Origin of the sequence: Bradyrhizobium symbiodeficiens (assembly GCF_002266465.3) — a bacterium.
Taxonomy (GTDB): Bacteria; Pseudomonadota; Alphaproteobacteria; order Rhizobiales; family Xanthobacteraceae; genus Bradyrhizobium; species Bradyrhizobium symbiodeficiens.
The window spans coordinates 3,675,012-3,694,399 of sequence record NZ_CP029427.2; the positions used below are offsets into that span (position 1 = coordinate 3,675,012).

At 64.5% G+C, this 19,388-nt stretch carries 11 protein-coding genes; 10 read left to right on the top strand and 1 reads right to left on the bottom strand.

Annotated elements, in window-relative coordinates:
* Window positions 1-8: 8 nt before the first annotated feature.
* The 5 genes from CIT39_RS17010 (at window position 9) to CIT39_RS17030 (ending at window position 8,396) form a co-directional block, all read left to right on the top strand.
* Window positions 9-746, top strand: coding sequence for an amino acid ABC transporter ATP-binding protein (locus CIT39_RS17010; protein WP_094974216.1), 738 nt, complete (start codon window positions 9-11; stop codon window positions 744-746).
* A 100-nt stretch (window positions 747-846) separates the two neighbouring features.
* Window positions 847-3,087, top strand: coding sequence for an O-linked N-acetylglucosamine transferase, SPINDLY family protein (locus CIT39_RS17015; protein ID WP_162308538.1), 2,241 nt, complete (start codon window positions 847-849; stop codon window positions 3,085-3,087).
* A 116-nt stretch (window positions 3,088-3,203) separates the two neighbouring features.
* Window positions 3,204-5,477 carry an O-linked N-acetylglucosamine transferase, SPINDLY family protein gene (locus tag CIT39_RS17020; RefSeq protein ID WP_162308539.1) on the top strand — a complete coding sequence of 758 codons (2,274 nt, stop codon included), beginning with the start codon at window positions 3,204-3,206 and terminating at the stop codon, window positions 5,475-5,477.
* Between the two features lie 113 nt (window positions 5,478-5,590).
* Window positions 5,591-7,831, top strand: coding sequence for an O-linked N-acetylglucosamine transferase, SPINDLY family protein (locus CIT39_RS17025; protein WP_162308540.1), 2,241 nt, complete (start codon window positions 5,591-5,593; stop codon window positions 7,829-7,831).
* Between the two features lie 136 nt (window positions 7,832-7,967).
* Window positions 7,968-8,396, top strand: a complete 429-nt coding sequence (locus CIT39_RS17030; protein ID WP_181955157.1) for a DUF805 domain-containing protein — start codon at window positions 7,968-7,970, stop codon at window positions 8,394-8,396.
* A gap of 31 nt (window positions 8,397-8,427) precedes the next feature.
* Here CIT39_RS17030 and CIT39_RS17035 read toward each other — a convergent pair whose 3' ends face one another.
* On the bottom strand, window positions 8,428-9,462 hold the full coding sequence (locus CIT39_RS17035; protein WP_094974215.1) for a cysteine synthase A: 1,035 nt from the start codon (window positions 9,460-9,462) through the stop codon (window positions 8,428-8,430).
* 213 nt (window positions 9,463-9,675) lie between these two features.
* Here CIT39_RS17035 and CIT39_RS17040 point away from each other — a divergent pair, with 213 nt between their 5' ends.
* The 5 genes from CIT39_RS17040 (at window position 9,676) to CIT39_RS17060 (ending at window position 19,357) form a co-directional block, all read left to right on the top strand.
* Entirely contained in the window at window positions 9,676-9,951 is a 276-nt protein-coding gene (locus CIT39_RS17040) for a hypothetical protein (RefSeq protein WP_140479576.1), read from the top strand.
* A 234-nt stretch (window positions 9,952-10,185) separates the two neighbouring features.
* Complete coding sequence (locus tag CIT39_RS17045) at window positions 10,186-11,673, top strand: efflux transporter outer membrane subunit (RefSeq protein WP_094974214.1); 1,488 nt, start codon at window positions 10,186-10,188, stop codon at window positions 11,671-11,673.
* Window positions 11,663-13,060 (top strand): efflux RND transporter periplasmic adaptor subunit, encoded by a 1,398-nt coding sequence (locus CIT39_RS17050; protein WP_094974213.1) that lies wholly within the window; start codon window positions 11,663-11,665, stop codon window positions 13,058-13,060. The genes CIT39_RS17045 and CIT39_RS17050 overlap by 11 nt, the downstream gene beginning before the upstream one ends.
* Window positions 13,061-13,103: 43 nt before the next feature.
* Window positions 13,104-16,253: an efflux RND transporter permease subunit gene (locus tag CIT39_RS17055; RefSeq protein WP_094974212.1), complete on the top strand. Its 3,150-nt coding sequence runs from the start codon at window positions 13,104-13,106 to the stop codon at window positions 16,251-16,253.
* Window positions 16,253-19,357, top strand: coding sequence for an efflux RND transporter permease subunit (locus CIT39_RS17060; protein WP_094974211.1), 3,105 nt, complete (start codon window positions 16,253-16,255; stop codon window positions 19,355-19,357). Before CIT39_RS17055 ends, CIT39_RS17060 begins: the two co-directional genes overlap by 1 nt.
* Window positions 19,358-19,388 lie beyond the last annotated feature (31 nt).

A 19,388-nucleotide genomic window follows, 5' to 3' on the forward strand; every position in this document is an offset into this window, starting at 1 on the left:
AGGTCACCATGTCCGACCCCATCGTCAAGATTTCCGGCCTCAACAAATGGTACGGCGATTTTCACGTGCTGCGTGACATCGACCTCGCGGTCGAGAAGGGCGAGCGCATCGTGATCTGCGGGCCCTCGGGCTCCGGCAAGTCGACCTTGATCCGCTGCATCAACGCGCTGGAGGAGTTCCAGGAGGGCGAGATCGTCGTCGATGGCATCGCGCTCGGGCCAAACCTCAAGCACGTCGACGCAGTACGTCGCGAGGTCGGCATGGTGTTCCAGAGCTTCAACCTGTTCCCGCATCTGACCGTGCTGGAGAACTGCACGCTGGCGCCGATCTGGGTGCGGAACATCCCGAAGAAGGACGCCGAGATCAACGCGATGAAGTTCCTGGAGCGGGTCAAGATCCCGCATCAGGCCAACAAGTTCCCTGGGCAGATGTCCGGCGGCCAGCAGCAGCGCGTCGCGATCGCGCGGGCACTGACCATGAACCCGAAGGTCATGCTGTTCGACGAGCCGACCTCGGCGCTCGATCCCGAGATGGTCAAGGAGGTGCTGGACACCATGGTGGACCTTGCCGAGGAAGGCATGACCATGCTGGTCGTCACCCATGAAATGGGGTTTGCCCGCGAGGTCGCCAACCGCGTGGTCTTCATGGACGCCGGCCAGATCATCGAGGCCAACACGCCGAACGAGTTCTTTGCGGCGCCCCAGCACGCCCGCACGAAGCTGTTCTTGAGCCAGATCCTGCGCTGAGCAGCTGCCATCCCGGGGCCGCGCCGGCCTGACTGACCCGCCAGCCTGGCACCAGCGAATCAGATTTGCCTCTTTTCGGACCATCCTCCGGAGAGAGACCTTGCAGAGCAGTGTCGGCGCGCGCGCATACCAGAATGCGCGATTGCAGAAGAAGTTGAGGAAGCAGGCGGACGCCGTCATGTCCCTCGCGGTCGAGGCTCTCCGGCAGGGCCGACTTGCGGAGGCCGAGACGCTCTGCCGCGGGATCGTGGAGGAGGTTCCGGATCATTTCCACGCCACGCATTTGCTCGGCCTGCGAGCCTATGAGCGCGGGCGGCTTGAGGAGGCGCAACAGCTGTTCGAGCGCGCGATTGCCCTCGATCCGCGCTCGCCCGATGCCCATGGCAATCTCGGCGCCGTGTATTTCGACCTTCAGAAATTCCAGGACGCGCGTGCATGCCAGGAAAAGGCCCTTGCGTTGAAGCCGAATTGTCCGATCACCTTGACCAATCTCGGCAATACGCTCCTGAACATTGGCCTCGGCGAGCAGGCGATCGGACTGCACGAACGCGCTATCAGGCTGCGGCCAGACTATGCCGATGCCTTCTGCAACCGTGGCATGGCGGAGCTGATGATCGGCCGGTCCGAACGCGCCAAGGACAGTTTCGATCGCGCCCTCTCGTTTCAACCGCGTCATGCGGAAGCGATCGCCGGCAAGGGCATGGTGTGCATCGCGCTCCGGCACTACGAGGAGGCGGAAGCCGCCCTCGCAGCAGGGCTCGCGATCAAGCCGGGTTCACCGCGGATACTGGCGCAGCGCGGACGGCTCAATTTCGATCTGCACAGGCTGGCACAGGCGGCGGCGGACTTCGATGCGGCGCTGGCCCAATCGCCACGGCTCGAGCTTGCGCTGCGTGGCAAGGCGCAGGTCAACCTTCTGCTGGGGAACACGACGCAGGCGATCGCGGCCGTCAAGACCCTGCTCGAAGACAATCCGCGGTCGGATTACGCCATCGTGCTGCTCGGCGCCTGCTATGCGAACCAGGGAAACGTCGCCACCGCGCTCGAGCACCTCGACGCGGCACTCGAGATCACGCCTGACTATGCAGATGCCATCGCACGCAAGATATTCATCTTGGATTATTGGCCCGAGGCCGACTTCGCGGTCCAGCAGGCGGCGCGAAAATCCTGGTGGGATGCGATCGGCGCCGGACTGCCGCAACGGACGCTGCCGCCCCGGGAGCTCGATCCCGACAGGCGGATCGTCGTCGGATATGTCGCCTCGGAATTCAGGAACCACTCGGCAGCGTTCGCGCTGTTGCCGGTGCTGCGCCATCACGATCACACGAGGTTCGAGATCGTCTGCTATTCCTGTTGGCCGTTGCAGGACGAGATCACCGAGCGATTCAAGCTTCTCGCGGACGTCTGGGTCGAGGCCGCGCAGCTTTCGGACGACGAACTGGCCGATCGCATCCAGGCGGACAGGATCGACATCCTGATCGACGTGTCCGGGCATACGGCCGGCAACAGGCTCCCGGTATTTGCCCGCAAGCCGGCCCCGATCCAGGTCACGGGTTTCGGACACGCCACGGGCACGGGCCTTCAGACCATGGATTACGTGCTCGCCGATCCAGTCTTCATCCCGCAAGCGGCGCGGCATTTGCTGGCCGAAAAGGTCCATGATCTGCCGTGCCTGATCACGATCCATCCCATTCTGGACGTGCCGCCTTCGGAGCTTCCCATGCTCCGGAATGGCCACGTCACCTTCGGCGTGTTCAACCGCATCTACAAAATATCGGACGACGCGATCCGTGTGTGGTCGCGCCTCATGCGGGAGGTGCCGGGATCGAAGATCATCATCAAGCACGGGCTGCTCGACGATCCCTTGCTGCGCGACGGCCTGGTCGCACGCTTCGTGGCCCAGGGCATTGCCGAGGACAATATCACCTGCCTTGGCTCGACCACGCGCCACGAGCATCTGCTGGCCTTTGCGCAAGTCGACATCTCGCTCGACACCTTTCCGCAAAATGGCGGCATCAGCACCTGGGAATCCCTCTATGCGGGCGTTCCGGTCGTCGCCAAGCTCGGCAACGGCTCTTCGGCGCGTGCTGGCGGCTCGATCGTGGCGGCCGTCGGCCTCGACGACTGGGTCGCCGAAGATGATGACGGCTACGCCGCGATCGCGTGCAAATATGCGACGCAGCCCGCTCGTCTGGCCAAATTGCGGGCGGATCTGCCGGCTCGGATCGCAGCCTCGCCCGCCGGCAACGTCGAACTTTACACGCGTGAGGTCGAAGCGGCCTATCGCCGGTTCTGGCATGACTACTGTGCCGGCGCCTCGGAACGCGGCGAGGTGGGGTAGCCGACCTTGCGCCGCCTCCGGGAAATCCCGGAGTCGCTGCAAGTCGGGTCACCGGCCGGCCGGCCGGGGCTGAGAATCAGTTAGACTCGTCTGAGGGCATCCTCCGGAGAGACACCTTGCAGAACAGCGGCGGCGGCGCGCGCGCATTCCAGAATGCGCGATTGCAGAAGAAGTTGTTGAAGCAGGCCGACGCCGTCATCGCCGCTGCGGCGAACGCCTATGGCCAAGGCCGCTATGCCGAGACCGAGGCGCTGTGCCGCGAGATCCTGAAAGCCCTTCCGGATCATGTCGATGCCCTGCACCTGCTCGGCATGTGCGCCCATGACGGCCGGCGCCTGGAGGAGGCGCAGCAGCTGCTGGAGCGCGTGATCGCGCTCGATCCGCGCCTGCACGATGCCCATAACAACCTCGCCACCGTGCATTTCGACCTCGGCAATTACGAGGAGGCGCGCCGGTGCCAGGAGAGGGCGATCGCGCTGAAGCCGAATTTCGCGGTGGCGTTGACCAATCTCGGCAACACGCTGATGCATCTGGGGTTCTACGAAAAGGCGCTCGAGATGCACGAGCGCGCCATCAAGATCAAACCGAATTATGCCGATGCCCTCTGCAATCGCGGCATGGTCGAGATCGTGCTCGGGCAGATCATGCGCGCCAAGGAGAGTTTCGATCGCGCCCTGCTGTTTCAGCCGCGTCACGCTGAGGCCATCGTCGGCAGCGGCATGGTCAGCATGGAGCTGCGGCACCACGAGGAGGCGGCAGCCAAGTTCGCCACGGCGCTCGCGATCAAGCCTGGCGCGCCGAGGATCCTGGCCCAGCGCGGGCGGCTCAGTTACGAGCTGCAGCGCCTGGAGCCCGCGCTTGCTGATTTCGATGCGGCGCTTGCGATTTCGCCCAAGCTCGAACTGGCCCTTCGGGGCAAGGCCCAGGTCTGCCTCGTCATGGGAAGGACCGCGCAGGCGATGGGGGCCGCGACGACCTTGATCGAGCGAAATCCGCGCTCCGAGATGGGGTTGGCGCTGATGGGATTCGCTTATTCGAACCAGGGAGACATGGACTCCGCGATCCAATATCTCGATCGCGCGCTTGCGCTCCGACCGGATTACGGAGACGCGATCAGGGGCAAGATCTTCTTGCTGGACTACCTCGCGGACGCCGATTTCGCGGTCCAGCAGGCGGTGCGAAAGTCCTGGTGGGATGCGATCGGTTCGAAGATTCCGCAAAGGACGTTGCCCAAGCGGCCGCTCGATCCGGACAAACGGATCGTGGTCGGTTATGTCGCCGCTGAATTCAGGCAGCACTCGGCGGGACTCACCCTGCTGCCCGTGCTGCGCAACCATGATCACACCAAGTTTGAGATCATCTGCTATTATTCCTGGCCGGGAGAGGACGAGTACACCGCCAAGTTCAAGGAGTTGGCGGACGTCTGGGTGAACGCCTGGCAGATGTCGGACGACGAGCTCGCCGATCGCATTCAGGCGGACAATGTCGACATCCTGATCGACGTGTCCGGCCACACGACCGGCAACCGGCTGCAGTGTTTCGCGCGGAAGCCGGCCCCGATCCAGGCCACGGGCTTCGGACACGCGACGGGCACGGGCATGCAGACCATGGACTATGTGCTCGCGGATTCCATTTTCATTCCGCCATCGGCTCGGCATTTGTTTCCGGAAAAGATCTACGATCTGCCATGCCTGATCACGATGGAGCCCGTCACCAATCAGCAGCCCTCCGAGCTGCCGATGCTCCGCAACGGCTATGTCACCTTCGGCGTGTTCAACCGCATCTACAAGATCTCGGATGATGCCATTCGTGTGTGGTCGCGCATCATGCGGGAGGTGCCGGGATCGAAGATCGTCCTCAAGCATGGTTTGCTCGATGATCCCTTGCTGCGCGACAGCTTGGTCGCACGCTTCATCGCGCAGGGCATCGCGGAGGAGAACATCACCTGTCTCGGCACCACCTCGCGCGACGACCATCTGAAGGCCTTTGATCAGATCGATATTTCCCTCGACACGTTCCCACAAAACGGCGGCATCAGCACTTGGGAATCCCTCTACAAGGGCGTTCCGGTCGTCGCCAAGCTCGGCATTGGAGCATCCTCGCGTGCCGGTGGCTCGATCGTAGCCGCTGTCGGTCTCGGCGACTGGGTCGCCGAGGATGACGACGGCTACGTCGAGATCGCCCGCAAGTTCGCCTCGCAGCCCGAGTATCTGGCGAAGTTGCGGGCGGGATTACCGGCTCAGATCGCAGCCTCGCCCGCCGGCAATGTCGAGATCTACACGCGCGAGCTCGAGGCGGGGTACCGTCAGTTCTGGCGCGACTATTGTGCTGGCGCCGCGGAGAAGAGCAACGACGCTGCGGTAGGCGGGACAGCACCTAGCGGCTCCTGAGCCGGATCCTGCGGCGAGCCCCGGAATAGCCCGGAAGGATTTCCGGTCCCGCCGACCGGCCGGCCCGCGCGAATCAGTTAGACTCGTCCCGGGCCATCTCCCGGAGAAACACTTTGCAAAGCAGCGCCGGCGCGCGCGCATTCCAGAATGCGCGATTGCAGAAGAAGTTGAAGAAGCAGGCCGATGCCATCATCTCCGCCGCGGCGAGCGCTTATGGCCAAGGCAGATATGCGGAGAGCGAGGCGCTCTGCCGCCAGATCGTGCAGGCCGTTCCGGATCATTTCGACGCCACGCATCTGCTCGGCTTGAGCGTGCAACAAGGCGGGCGTCTCGTCGAGGCGCAACACCTGCTTGAGCGCGCGATCGCAATCGATCCGCGTTCGCACGAGGCGCATCACAATCTCGCCGCTGTCCAGCTGTCGCTTCAGAAATTCGAGGCCGCCCGCGCGTGTCAGGAAAGGGCGATCGCACTGAAGCCGAATTTTCCGCCGGCCTTGGCAGGCCTCGGCAACGCCTTGCTCCAGATGAACCTGCCGGAGCAAGCCATCGAACTGTATGACCGCGCCATCGCTCTGAAGCCCGACAACGCCGATGCGCTCTGCAATCGTGGTCTGGCCGAGCTGGCGCTGGGCCGATTAGACCGCGCCAAGCAGAGTTTCGAGCGCGCTCTGTTGTTTCAGCCGCGTCACGCCGAAGCGCTTATCGGCAAGGGCGTGGTCGGGATCGAGCTCAAGCATTATGACGAGGCGGAAGCCGCGCTCGCAGCGGCGTTCGCGATCAGGCCAGGTTCGGCGAAGCTCCTCGCGCACCGTGGACGGCTCAATCTTGCGCTGTCGCGGCCGGAACAGGCGGCAGCGGATTTTGACGCAGCGCTTGCGCTGTCACCAAAGCTTGAAGTGGCCCTGCGGGGAAAGGCAGAAGTCGCGCTGAGCATGGGGAATACGGCGCAGGCGATTCTGGCCTGCACGGCGTTGCTCGAGGAAAATCCGCGCTCGGCAATCGCGTTGGCGCTGCTGAGTTCCTGCTTCGCCAACCAGGGCGAGGTCGCGGCTGCGATCGAACATCTCGACGCCGCCCTCGCAATCGCGCCGGACCAGCCGGAGCTGATCGCGCGGAAGATCTATTTTCTGGACTTTCTCTCGGAGGCCGATTTCGCGGTCCAGCAGGCGGCACGCAAATCCTGGTGGGATGCGGTCGGCGCCAGATTGCCACGGAGAAAGCTCGCGCCCCGGCAGCTCGATCCCGACAGGCGGATCGTGGTCGGCTATGTCGCGGCCGAGTTCTGGTACCACTCGGCGGCGTTCGGCCTGTTACCGGTGCTGCGCCACCATGACCACGCCAAGTTCGAGATCGTCTGCTATTCCTGCTCGCCGGTCCGAGATGAAATGACTGCAAAGTTCAAATCGTCGGCGGATGTCTGGGTCGACGCCCGGCAGCTTTCGGACGATGAACTGGCCGACCGTATCGAGGCCGACAAGGTCGATATCCTGATCGACGTGTCAGGGCATACGACCGGCAACAGGCTCCCGGTGTTCGCCCGCAAGCCGGCCCCGATCCAGGTCACGGGCTTCGGACATGCCACGGGCACCGGCCTTCAGACCATGGACTACGTGCTCGCCGATCCGATCTTCATTCCGGAATCGGCCCGTCATCTGCTGGCCGAAAGGGTCTACGATCTGCCGTGCCTGATCACGATCGATCCGATCCTGGATGTTTGCGCTTCGGAGCTTCCCATGCTCCGCAACGGCCACGTGACGTTTGGCGTCTTTAATCGCATCTCCAAGATATCGGATGAGGTCATCCGCGTGTGGTCCAGGGTGATGCGGGAGGTGCCCGGATCGAAGATCATCATCAAGCACACGCAGCTTGACGATCCCATGCTGCGCGATGGTCTGCTCGCGCGGTTCATGGCCCAAGGCATTGCCGAAGAGAACATCACCTGCCTGGGCTCGACCGAGCGCAAAGAGCATCTGCGAGCCTTCGCGCAAGTCGATATTTCGCTCGATCCATTTCCGCAGAATGGCGGCGTCAGCACCTGGGAATCCCTCTATGCGGGCGTTCCCGTCGTCGCCAAGCTCGGCCACGGCGCCTCCTCGCGTGCCGGCGCCTCCATCGTGACCGCCGTCGGTCTCGGCGACTGGGTCGCCGAGGATGACGATGGTTATGTCGAGATCGCTCGCAAATTTGCCTCGCAGCCCGAGCATCTGGCGAAGTTGCGCGCGGGATTGCCGGCTCTGATCGCAGGTTCGCCCGCCGGCAATGTCGAGATCTACACGCGCGGGGTCGAGGAGGGCTATCGCCAGTTCTGGCGCGACTATTGCGCCGCGGCTTCGAAGGGCGGCGAGGGGGCGTGATGCTGCCTGCCCGGGACAAAAGCCGCGCATTGCCGGGACCGGCTTAGTCGTCCGGAAACCATGAGGCTGCTTGCAGCAGCCCGCTTCACCGGTCCGAAAGCTGTTTGGGCGCATGTGGCACCAAAAGGGTGTGCCAATGCTCGACCTCGTATTCGGCCTCAATACCCGGTTGGGACGCTTGCAGTTCTTCCTAGCCACGATCGTGCTTGCGGTGGTGACGACCGCGATCTGCTTTGCTGTCGCGATGTCCGTGCTGCGCGACATCACGCCGGCCAATGTTCGTCCCGCGGATCTCCTGAAGAGTTGGGGGATGATCGCAGCGATCGCATTCTTCGCGCTGGCGACCGTGACGCTTTACTCGATGCGCTTCCGGGACATCGGGTGGGACCCGGTTTGCGTGGTCCCGGCCTGGATCGCGCTCATGATCGTCGACTATGTCGTCGCGACGCGGTTTCCCGCCTATGCGGTCGGCCAGGATCATACCGGCACGATCGTCGGCGGCATCGCCAATCTCGTGCTGACGCTGGCGCTGTTGTTCTGGCCGAGCGGCGACGATCACGCCTGAAGCACGACGAGATGAGGTGCCGTTCGACTTTCTAGACGAACGGCAGCTTGATGTTGCTGCGCTTCTCGAGCCATTCCGGCACGGGCAGGTTCTTGGCGCGCATGAAGTCCGCGTTGAACAGCTTCGACTGATAACGGCTGCCGGAATCGCACAGCACGGTGACGATCGTCTTGCCGGGTCCGAGCTGCCTGGCGAGGCGCATGGCGCCCACGACGTTGACACCGGTGGAGCCGCCGAGGCACAGGCCCTCGTGCTGCAGCAGCTCGTAGATCACGCCGACGGCTTCGGCATCGGGAATGAGATAGGCGTCATCGACCTTCGCGGTCTCGACGATCGCGGTCGCCCGGTTGAGGCCGATGCCCTCGGTGATCGAGCTGCCCGGCGTCGCCTTGGCACTGCCGGTCCTGAAGTATTCGTACATGCCGGCGCCGTGCGGGTCTGCACAGGCGATACGAATGTTCTTGTTCTTCTCCTTGAGGTAGCGACTGGTGCCGGCGAGCGTGCCGCCGCTGCCGACCGAGCAGACGAAACCGTCGACCGTGCCGCCGGTCTGCTGCCAGATTTCGGGTCCCGTCGACTCGTAATGCGCCTTGGCATTGTCGAGATTGTTCCACTGGTCCGCGAATAGCACGCCATTAGGTTCGGTCTTGCGCAACTCGTCGGCGAGGCGGCGGCCGACATGCTGGTAGTTGTTGGGATTGGAGTAGGGCAGTGCCGGCGATTCCAGCAGCTCGGCGCCGCACAGCTTCAGAAAGTCCTTCTTCTCCTGGCTCTGCGTCTCCGGGATCACGATCAGGGTGCGATAGCCGCGCGCGCTCGCGACGACCGCAAGGCCAATGCCGGTATTGCCGGCGGTCGATTCCACCACAAGACCGCCGGGCTTGAGCTCGCCGCGCTTCTCGGCTTCGAGGATCATCCATTTGCCGGCGCGATCCTTCACCGACTGGCCGGGATTCATGAACTCGGCCTTGCCGAGAATGGTGCAGCCGGTCAATTCCGAGGCGCGCTTCAGCTTGATGAGCGGGGTGTTGCCGATGGCTTCGACAACGTCGTTTCGAATGATCATGTCGGGGAAATCGCTACCAAGGGGGTTGATCTGGTTGGCCAGAACGTAGTGCCTGGGAGGCCAAAGGGGAAGGCTTTTGCGCTGCGGCGAAACCGAGCGAAACCTCTGCTCAAACAACGATATTCCTGAGAGACGCGCCCGACGACGATGCGCTCGGCCGCAAGCCGGGACATCGGGAGGAGGAAATGCCCGCGCTCCGTCCGGCCAGGGAAGATGACAGTCGTCATCCGCCTCCTCGCGACCAATTTTTGCCAAGAGCGGGACTTCCCGCCATCGATGGCTGTAGATGGCGCCTGGATGGCCGAAATCAAATCTGCCCGAAGAACGGCCTTCTCTCGGCGATTGACGGGCTTGTGGGATGACTCGGCCAGTGAGCGCGACCGAAGCGGCACGGTGCGTTCGGACGGAAAAGGCCCAGGTGTCGCTGTGGCAGCAATATCACATGAAATCTTGGTAAGCTTGATTGGGCATCTCAATATTTCAAAATGAGAAAAATAGCTGCAAGACAACGACCTTTTGAATTTAAGGTGGTTCGTTCCACTTCGTTTGCGTGGCCATTTCGCAACTGCGGGACTGTCCCGCAGTTCGGCGCCCGGCTAGTATGATTTTTGAGGTTCCGCAGAAAGCAACGCCGCCTGTGAATGAGTTGTCCAAAGACCCCCGACTGTCCCGCCGCGAATCGGTTAATCCGGCTGCGCGGCGGTTCGATCTGCCCCGCGGGGGATGGATGTGACACAGGATGTTCCTGGGATCGCCGTGCAGCGGTCTGAAGGTTCTGCATCCCGGACGACGCTGCGCGCGGCGCGCTGGCTTGCGGTGGTGTGCCTCGCCGTCGGTTCCGGCGCTTGCGTGCTGACCCAGGATCTTCCCGATCCCGCCCTCGATGTTCCCGCGCAGTACAAATATGCCGGGAAGGCGGACGCGCCGCCGTCGCTGGATTGGTGGCGCAGCTTCCGCTCCGCGGAGCTGACGCAGTTGATGGAGGAGGCGCAGACCGTCAATCTCGACATCGCCGCCGCAGTGGCGCGCATCGTCCAGGCTGACGCCCAGGCCCGGCAGGCGGGCGCGGCGCTGCTGCCGAGCTTGTCCGGCACCGGGCAGGAGGCCTATTCGCGCACCTCCGGCTCCTCCGCTTCAGGGCTTACCAATGGCGGCCGCGAGGTGGTCAACTACCAGGCATCGCTGAGCGCGAGCTACCAGCTCGACTTCTGGGGTCAGAACCGGGATGCGCTGCAGACGGCTGAGGAGACGGCGAACGCCAACCGCTTTGACCGCGACACCGTCGCGCTGACGACGCTCGCAGCCGTTGCCAATGCCTATTTCCAGGTGTTGTCCTCGCAGGACCGCATCAGGACTTCACAGCGCAACATTGCGAGCGCGCAGCGCATCCTCGATGCCGTGAGGGAGCGGCGCAAGGCCGGCACCGGCACCGATCTCGACGTCGCCCAGCAGGAGAGCGTGCTTGCCAACCAGAAGGCCCTGGTGCCGCCGCTGCGCCAGACGCTCGACCAGAACGTCAACGCGCTCGCCGTGCTGGTCTCGCGCCCGTCGGAAAGCGTGCGCGTGCTTGGCGGCTCGCTGGACCGGATCGCGATCCCGCGTGTGACACCCGGCCTGCCGTCGGAGCTGCTGACGCAGCGGCCGGATATTCGCCGGCAGGAGGCGCAGCTCGCCTCGGCGACGGCGAATATCGGCAACGCCCGCGCGCAGTTCTTTCCGACCATCCAGCTCACCGGCAATGGCGGCTATCAGAGCTCGGCCCTGGTCTCGCTGTTCCAGCCCCATGCGGCCTTCTTCCAGCTCGTCGGCAGCGCTACGCAACCGATCTTCGACGGCGGCAGGATCCTTGGCAATTTCGAGTTCGCCAAGGCGCGGCAGGACGAGTTGCTCCAGACCTATCGCAAGACGATCATTCAGTCCTTTGCCGACGTCGACAACGCGCTGTTCTCGATCAAGCAGACCACGATCAGGCTGCAGTTGCAGCGTGATGTCGTTGCCGCCTCGCGCCGCGCCTTCGATCTCTCCGAGCAGCAATTGCGCGCCGGCACTGCCGATATCGTGACCGTGCTCAACACTCAACTGACCCTGTTCCAGGCGGAAGACACGCTGTGGCAGGCCCAACTCGCGCGGCTTCTCGCCATCGTCAGCCTGTATCAGGCGCTCGGCGGTGGCTGGGAGCCGCGCATGGAGAAACCGGTCAATGCTCTTTAAGCCTGATAGCAAGCAAGGCGTAGAGCAGGGGACGGCGAAGAAATCGCGCGGCCGCGGCTTCATCATGACCCTGATCACGCTCGCGATCCTCGGCGGGCTCGGCTATTACGGCTGGACCGTCTGGCATCAGCAGCCGCAGCAGGCGAACGGCCGCAACCAGCGGCCCGATCTGCCGGTTCCGGTGCTGGCGGCGACGCCGCGCATCCAGGATGTTCCTGTCTATCTCGACGGCGTCGGCGCGATCCGTGCGCTCAACACCGTGACCGTGCGCTCGCAGGTCGACGGCAAGCTCATCGCCGTGAATTTTACGGAAGGGCAGGACGTCAAGAAGGGCGACGTGCTAGGCGAGATCGATCCCGCGCTCTACCAGGCCACCTACGATCAGGCGGTCGCCAAGAAGGCGCAGGATCAGGCCCAGCTCGCCAACCAGCGCATCGACCTGACACGGTATGAGCAGCTCGCTGCCTCCAATGCCGGCTCCAAGCAGCAGGCCGACACCCAGCGCGCGCTGGTCGCGCAGACCGAGGCGCTGGTCAAGGCCGACCAGGCCGCGATCGACAACGCGGCGGCGACGCTGAGCTATACCAAGATCGTGGCGCCGATCTCCGGTCGGGCCGGTCTGCGCCAGGTCGACCAGGGCAACATCGTCCACGCCTCCGACACCACGGGGCTCGTGGTGATCACGCAATTGCAGCCGATCGCGGTGTGGTTCAGCTTGCCGCAGCAACAGATCATGCGCGTCAACGCCGCGGCCGCCAAGGGTCCGCTCGCAGTCGATGTGTTCGGCAACGACGGCGTCACGGTGATCGACACCGGCAAGCTCACCGGCATCGACAACCAGGTCGACCAGACCACCGGCACGCTCAAGCTCAAGGCGGAATTTCCCAACGCCAACTACCAGCTCTGGCCGGGCCAGTTCGTGAACGTTCGCCTCAAGGTCGAGACGCTGATGCAGGCGCTGGTGGTGCCGACGTCGGCCGTACAGCGCGGCCCGATCGGGACGTTCAGCTACGTCATCGGCGAGGATAATCTGGTCTCGGCCAAACCCGTGACGGTGACCCAGCAAAACGAGCATGATGCTGTCATCGCGAGCGGCCTGTCGGCGAACGACAGGGTCGTGACCACGGGCTTTGCCAATCTGTCCGACGGCTCGAAGGTGGTCATCGGCCGCGATGACCAGACCCCGTCGGCCGATCTCGCGCCCCGCAAGCGCACGCGCGGTCCGGACGGCCAGAAGAAGGACGGTGCCAAGGAAGGCCAAAAGGACGGACAAGGTAAGGACAGCGAGTTCCGCGCCAAGCGCAGGAGCAGCGAGGGTGACCAGAAGGGACAGACCGGGCCGGCACCAGGGCCTGGTGCATCGGGAAGTGGAGCCAAACAACCATGATCCCGATCCCGACAACAGCCGCTTGACGCGGCAGGCAGATCCCATGGGTGTCTCCGAACCCTTCATCCGTCGTCCCATCGCGACCTCGCTGCTTGGCATCGCGCTTCTGATCGGCGGGCTGCTGGGCTATTTCGCGCTGCCGGTCTCGGCGCTGCCGCAGGTCGATTTCCCGACCGTGCAGGTGACGACGCAGCTTCCGGGCGCGAGCCCCGACGTGATCGCCTCGCTGATCACAGCGCCCCTGGAGCGGCAGCTCGGCCAGATCCCTTCGCTGTCGGCGATGAATTCGACCAGCTCCTTCGGCGTCAGCCAGATATCGCTGCAGTTCGATCTCAACCGCGACATCGACGGCGCGACCCAGGACGTGCAGGCCGCGATCAACGCCGCGGCGGGCGTGCTGCCCAAGACGCTGCCTTATCCGCCGACCTACGCCAAGGTGAACCCGGCGGACGCTCCGGTGATGACGCTGGCGCTGCGCTCCGACACCATCTCGCTGCGGGCCATGAGCGACATCGCGGATACGCTGCTGGCGCAGCGGCTGAGCCAGATTTCCGGCGTCGGGCGCGTCTCGGTGCTGGGCGGTCTGAAGCCGGCCGTACGCATCCAGGCGGACCTGGCGCGGCTCGCCGCCTACGGCATTGCCATGGAAGATCTGCGCACTGCGATCGCCAATGCCAATGTCTCCGGGCCGAAAGGCTCGCTCGACGGCGCCCAGCAGGCCTACATCATCGCGGCCAACGACCAGATCGCCGCCGCCGACGCCTACAAGCCCATCATCATCGCCTACCGCAACGGCTCGCCGGTCACCATCGCCGATGTCGCGCAGATCGTCGACGGCCTGGAGAACGACCGCACCGGCGGCTGGTACCAGGGCACGCCCGCCGTCATCATCGACATCCAGCGCCAGCCCGGCGCCAATGTCATCGACGTCGTTAGCCAGATCCGCGCCGAAATCCCCAAGGTGCAGCGCGCGATCCCGGCCGGCGTGAACCTCACTATCGTCTCCGACCGCACCGTGACCATCCGCGCTTCGGTCCACGACGTGCAGTTCACGCTGGTCCTCAGTGTCGTGCTGGTGACGCTGGTGGTGCTGCTGTTCCTGCGCTCGCTGCGGGCGACCCTGATCGCCGGCGTGGCACTGCCGCTGTCGCTGATCACCAGCTTCGGCATCATGTATTTCGCCGGCTTCAGCCTCGACAATCTGTCGCTGATGGCGCTGACGATCGGCACCGGCTTCGTCGTCGACGACGCCATCGTGATGATCGAGAACATCGTCCGCCACATGGAGAACGGCGACAGCGCGATGGAGGCCTCGCTGAAGGGCGCCAGCGAGATCGGCTTCACCGTGATCTCGCTGACGGTATCGCTGATCGCGGTGTTCATCCCGCTGCTGTTCATGTCAGGCCTCGTCGGGCGAATGTTCCGCGAATTCGCGCTGACACTGACGATCGCGGTCGTGACCTCGGCCGTGGTCTCGCTGACGCTGACGCCGATGATGTGCTCGCGGCTGCTCAAGCACGCGCATGAGGAGCTGGCGGTGCCGGGCCTCGCCGCCATCAGCCGTTTCATCGACCGCACCGTCGAGGCCTACCACCGTACGCTGCTGGTGGTGTTGCAGCACCAGCGCACGACGCTGGTCGTGACCTTCGCCACGCTGGTCGCGACTCTCGTCCTCTACGTCGTCGCGCCAAAAGGCTTCCTGCCGCTTCAGGACACCGCCTCGATCACGGCGGTGACGGAGGCGGGGCCCGACGTGTCGTTTGCGGAGATGCGGAAGCGGCAGACCGAGGTTGCCGATGCCATCAAGGCCGATCCTGATGTGACCGGGGTGGTGTCGGTCATCGGGGCGGGCTCGGTCAACCCGACTACGAATGTCGGCCGCCTCGTCATGTCGCTGAAGCCGCGCGGCGAGCGGCGCGACGATGTCAGCGCGGTCATTGTCCGGCTGAAGGAGAGGGTATCCGGCATCCCCGGAATGACCGTCTATTTCCAGCCGGTGCAGGACGTGCAGATCTCGACCCAGTCGAGCCGCTCGCAGTACCAGTACACGTTGACCGGCACGGATGCGGCGCTGGTGTCGGAATGGGCGCGCAAGCTGGTCGCGGAGATGCGGCGCGATCCATTGTTCCGCGATGTCTCCTCGGAGGCGCAGGAAGGCGGCCTGCGCGCGCAGCTCGATGTCGACCGCACCCGCGCCGGCCAGCTCGGCGTCAGCCTGCAAGGCATCACCGACACGCTGAACGACGCCTTCGCACAGCGACAGATCTCGACCATCTACGGCCAGGCCAACCAGTACCGCGTGGTGCTGGAGGCGCTGCCGATGTACCAGCGCGATCCCTCGATCCTGTCGAAGCTCTATCTGCCGGGGGCCGCGAGCGCGACCGCAGGCACGCCCAACGCGCAGGTGCCGCTGTCGGCCGTGGCGACGCTGAAGCGCACCACTGCGCCGCTGGCGATCTCCCATCAGGCGCAATTCCCCGCGATCTCCCTCAGCTTCAACCTGGCGCCGGGCGCAGCGCTCGGCGATGCCGTCGAAGCGGTCAAGACGATCGAGACCCGTATCGCAATGCCCAACAGCATCGTCGGCGTTTATTCCGGCGACGCCGCCGAATTCGCCAAGGCGCTGGCAGGACAGCCATGGCTGCTGCTCGCCGCCGTGATCACGATCTACATCGTGCTGGGCGTGCTCTATGAGAGTTACATCCACCCGATCACGATCCTCTCGACGCTGCCCTCGGCCGGCGTCGGCGCCATCCTTGCGCTGATGCTGTGCGGGCAGGACCTCTCGGTGATCGGCCTGATCGGCATCATCCTGCTGATGGGCATCGTCAAGAAGAACGCGATCATGATGATCGACTTCGCGCTCGAAGCCGAGCGCGGGCAGGGCATGTCGCCGCAGGAAGCGATCGTGCAGGCGTGCCTTTTGCGCTTTCGACCGATCATGATGACGACGCTGGCAGCGCTGTTCGGTGCGCTGCCGCTCGCAATCGAGAGCGGCACCGGCGCCGAGCTGCGCTTCCCGCTCGGCATCTCCATCATCGGCGGCCTGTTGCTGAGCCAGTTGCTGACGCTCTACACCACGCCCGTGATCTACCTCGCGCTCGACCGCATCAACCGCCGCCTCGAGCGGGCGCTGCCGCCGGCCGAGCCGGGAGGTCCGCCGGTCGCGGGCGCGACCGAGGGGATGCAGTGATGGCATCGATCTCGGAACCCTTCATCCGCCGCCCGGTCGCGACCACGCTGCTGTCGATCGGGTTGTTCCTGCTGGGTGTCGTGGCCTACGATTTCCTTCCCGTCGCCTCGGTCCCGAACGTCGATTTTCCCGCCATCTTCGTCTCGGCCAGCCGGCCGGGCGCCGATCCATCCGTGATGGCGGCGACCGTGGCTTCGCCGTTGGAGCGGCGGCTCGGCGAGATTGCCGGCATCAACCAGATCACATCGACGTCGTCGCTGGGCACCACCAACATCCAGCTCCAGTTCGACATCGGCCGCAACATCGACAAGGCCGCGCGCGACGTGCAGGCGGCGATCAACGCATCGCTGGTCGACCTGCCGAGCGACCTGCCGGCGCTGCCGCGCTTCCGCAAGGCCAACACCGCCGGAGCGCCCGTCTTCGTATTGGCGCTGACCTCGAAGACCCTTGCGGCGAGCGCGATCTACGATGTCGCCGACACCGTGCTGGCCCAGCGCATCTCCCAGGTCCCCGGCGTCGGCAACGTGACGATCAGCGGCGCGGACCAGCCGGCGGTGCGGATCCAGCTCAATCCTGTGGCGCTGTCGAACGCCGGCATCGCCACCGACGACGTCCGGACTGCCATCATCAACGCCAATCCGCTCGGCCCCGTCGGCATCTTCAACGGCGAGCGCCAGAGTGAGACGCTGTCGCTAAACAAGCAGATGCGCACGGCCAAGGAATTCCGGGACATCATCATCAAGAGCGCGAACGGCAGTTTCCTGCGGCTGTCCGACGTCGCCGAGATCGAGGATGGCGTCCGCAATGCCCGTTCGATCGCGTGGTTCAACAAGCAGCCGGCGGTGCTGATCCAGATCACCAAACAGGGCGACGCCAACGTCATCGATACCGTCGACCGGGTGAAGGCGCTGATCCCCGAGCTGAAGCAGTGGATTCCGGCCGGCGTGGACGTCTCCACCCTGGTCGACCGCACCAGCACGATCCGCGCCAGCGTCATGGACATGCAATGGACGCTGCTGGCGACTGCCATCCTGGTGATGGTCGTGGTGTTCGTGTTCCTGCGCCGTCTGACGCCGACGATCGCGGCTGGCATCTCGGTGCCGCTGGCGCTGGCCGGCACCTGCGCCGGCATGTGGGTCGCGGGCTTCTCGATCGACAATCTGTCGCTGATGGCGCTGGCGATCTCGGTCGGATTCGTGGTCGACGACGCCATCGTCATGATCGAGAACATGTACCGCAATCTCGAGCACGGCATGCGGCCGTTCCTGGCGGCGATCGAGGGCGCCAGGCAGATCGGCTTCACCGTGGTCTCGATCAGCCTGTCGCTGATCGCGGCGTTCACGCCGTTGATCTTCATGGACGGCATTGTCGGCCGTCTGCTACGCGAATTTTCGCTGACGCTGACCTTCGCGATCGTGGTGTCGACGCTGGTGTCGCTGACGGTCACGCCGATGATCTGCGCCCATTACATCCGGCAAACCACGTCCGGCACCGCGACGCTGTTCGATCGCATCATCGAGGGATCGCTGTCGCGAATCGTCGCATTCTATGCCCGCACCCTGCGTACCGTACTGGAATTCCCGCTGCTGACGCTGCTGGTGTTCTTCGCCACGATCGGGCTGACGGTGATGCTCTACATCAAGGTCCCCAAGGGCTATTTTCCGACCGACGATTCCGGCTTCGTCATCGGCGCGACGCGCGCCTCCGCGGACATCTCGTTCCAGTCTATGCTTAGCCTTCAGCAGCGGCTCGCCGACATCGTCATGCAGGATCCGGCGGTGGCCGGCATCGGCTCGACGGTCGGCGGCGGAGGCGGGCCGGGCGGCGCAACCTCGAACCGCGGCACCATGTTCATCAGCCTGAAGCCGCCAGAGGAGCGCGATCACGTTTCGACGCAGGTCGTGATCGATCGCCTGCGGCGCGCATTGTTCCCGGTGCCCGGCATCCGCCTCTTCATGTTCGCCGCCCAGGATGTGCGCGCCGGCGGGCGGCAGAGCGACTCCGACTACCAGTACACGCTGACCAGCACCGACCTCGGTTTGCTCCAGAAATGGGCTCCGATTGTCGCCAAGCGCATGGAAAGCGTCGAGGGTATCACCGACGTCTCCAGCGATCGCGATCCCGGCGGCCTCCAGCTCACGCTCACGATCGATCGCCAGAAGGCCTCGGCGCTCGGTGTCAGGGTTCAGGATATCGACAACGCGCTGAACAACGCGTTCTCGCAGCGGCAGATCTCGATCATCTACACCCAGCGCAACCAGTACATGACCGTGCTGGAGATCAATCCGAAATTCCAGGTCGATCCCTCCAACCTCGAGCGCATCTATGTTGCCGGCGCGGGCGATGCGCAGGTGCCGCTGTCGGCCGTGGTGCATGCGACGCGCGGGCTGGCCGCGCTCGCAGTCTATCATTCGCAGTCGTTTCCCTCGACCACCGTGTCCTTCAACCTGCTGCCGGACGTGCAGCTCCAGGCGGCGACGCAAAACATCCAGCGCGCGGTGGAAGAGCTGCACATGCCCGAAGGCATCCGCGGCAGCTTCGACGGCAATGCCGGCGACTTCGCCAAGACCAGCGGCCGCCAGCCGCTGCTGATCCTCGGCGCGCTGGTGGCGATGTATATCGTGCTCGGGGTGCTCTATGAGAGCCTCGCCCATCCGCTCACGATCATCTCGACGCTGCCCTCGGCCGGGTTGGGTGCGCTGCTCGCCCTGCAGCTCACCAATACGCCGCTGACGGTGATCGCCTTCGTCGGCATCATCCTCTTGATCGGCATCGTCAAGAAGAACGGCATCATGATGGTGGATTTCGCGCTCGACGCCGAACGCCAGCGCGGCCTGTCCTCGGCGGAGGCGATCTTCGAGGCCTGCCAGGCGCGCTTCCGCCCGATCCTGATGACGACCATGGCGGCGCTGTTCGCCGGCATTCCGCTCGTGGTGGCGACCGGCCCCGGCACGGAGCTGCGCCGTCCGCTCGGCATCACCATCATCGGCGGTCTGTTCGTCTCGCAGATCCTGACGCTCTACACCACGCCCGTGATCTACCTGCTGATCGACCGCCTGCGGCGGCGGTCGGAGCCGCGTCCGGTGCCTGCGCCGGCGGAATAGGTTGTTGAAGCGCCGCATCAAGCGTATAGCG

Coding starts and splice junctions, on each gene's coding strand:
- CIT39_RS17010 (WP_094974216.1), top strand. CDS start 9: ATGTCCGACCCCATCGTCAAGATTTCCGGCCTCAACAAATGGTACGGC.
- CIT39_RS17030 (WP_181955157.1), top strand. CDS start 7,968: ATGCTCGACCTCGTATTCGGCCTCAATACCCGGTTGGGACGCTTGCAG.
- CIT39_RS17035 (WP_094974215.1), bottom strand. CDS start 9,462: ATGATCATTCGAAACGACGTTGTCGAAGCCATCGGCAACACCCCGCTC.
- CIT39_RS17040 (WP_140479576.1), top strand. CDS start 9,676: ATGACAGTCGTCATCCGCCTCCTCGCGACCAATTTTTGCCAAGAGCGG.
- CIT39_RS17045 (WP_094974214.1), top strand. CDS start 10,186: ATGGATGTGACACAGGATGTTCCTGGGATCGCCGTGCAGCGGTCTGAA.
- CIT39_RS17050 (WP_094974213.1), top strand. CDS start 11,663: ATGCTCTTTAAGCCTGATAGCAAGCAAGGCGTAGAGCAGGGGACGGCG.
- CIT39_RS17055 (WP_094974212.1), top strand. CDS start 13,104: ATGGGTGTCTCCGAACCCTTCATCCGTCGTCCCATCGCGACCTCGCTG.
- CIT39_RS17060 (WP_094974211.1), top strand. CDS start 16,253: ATGGCATCGATCTCGGAACCCTTCATCCGCCGCCCGGTCGCGACCACG.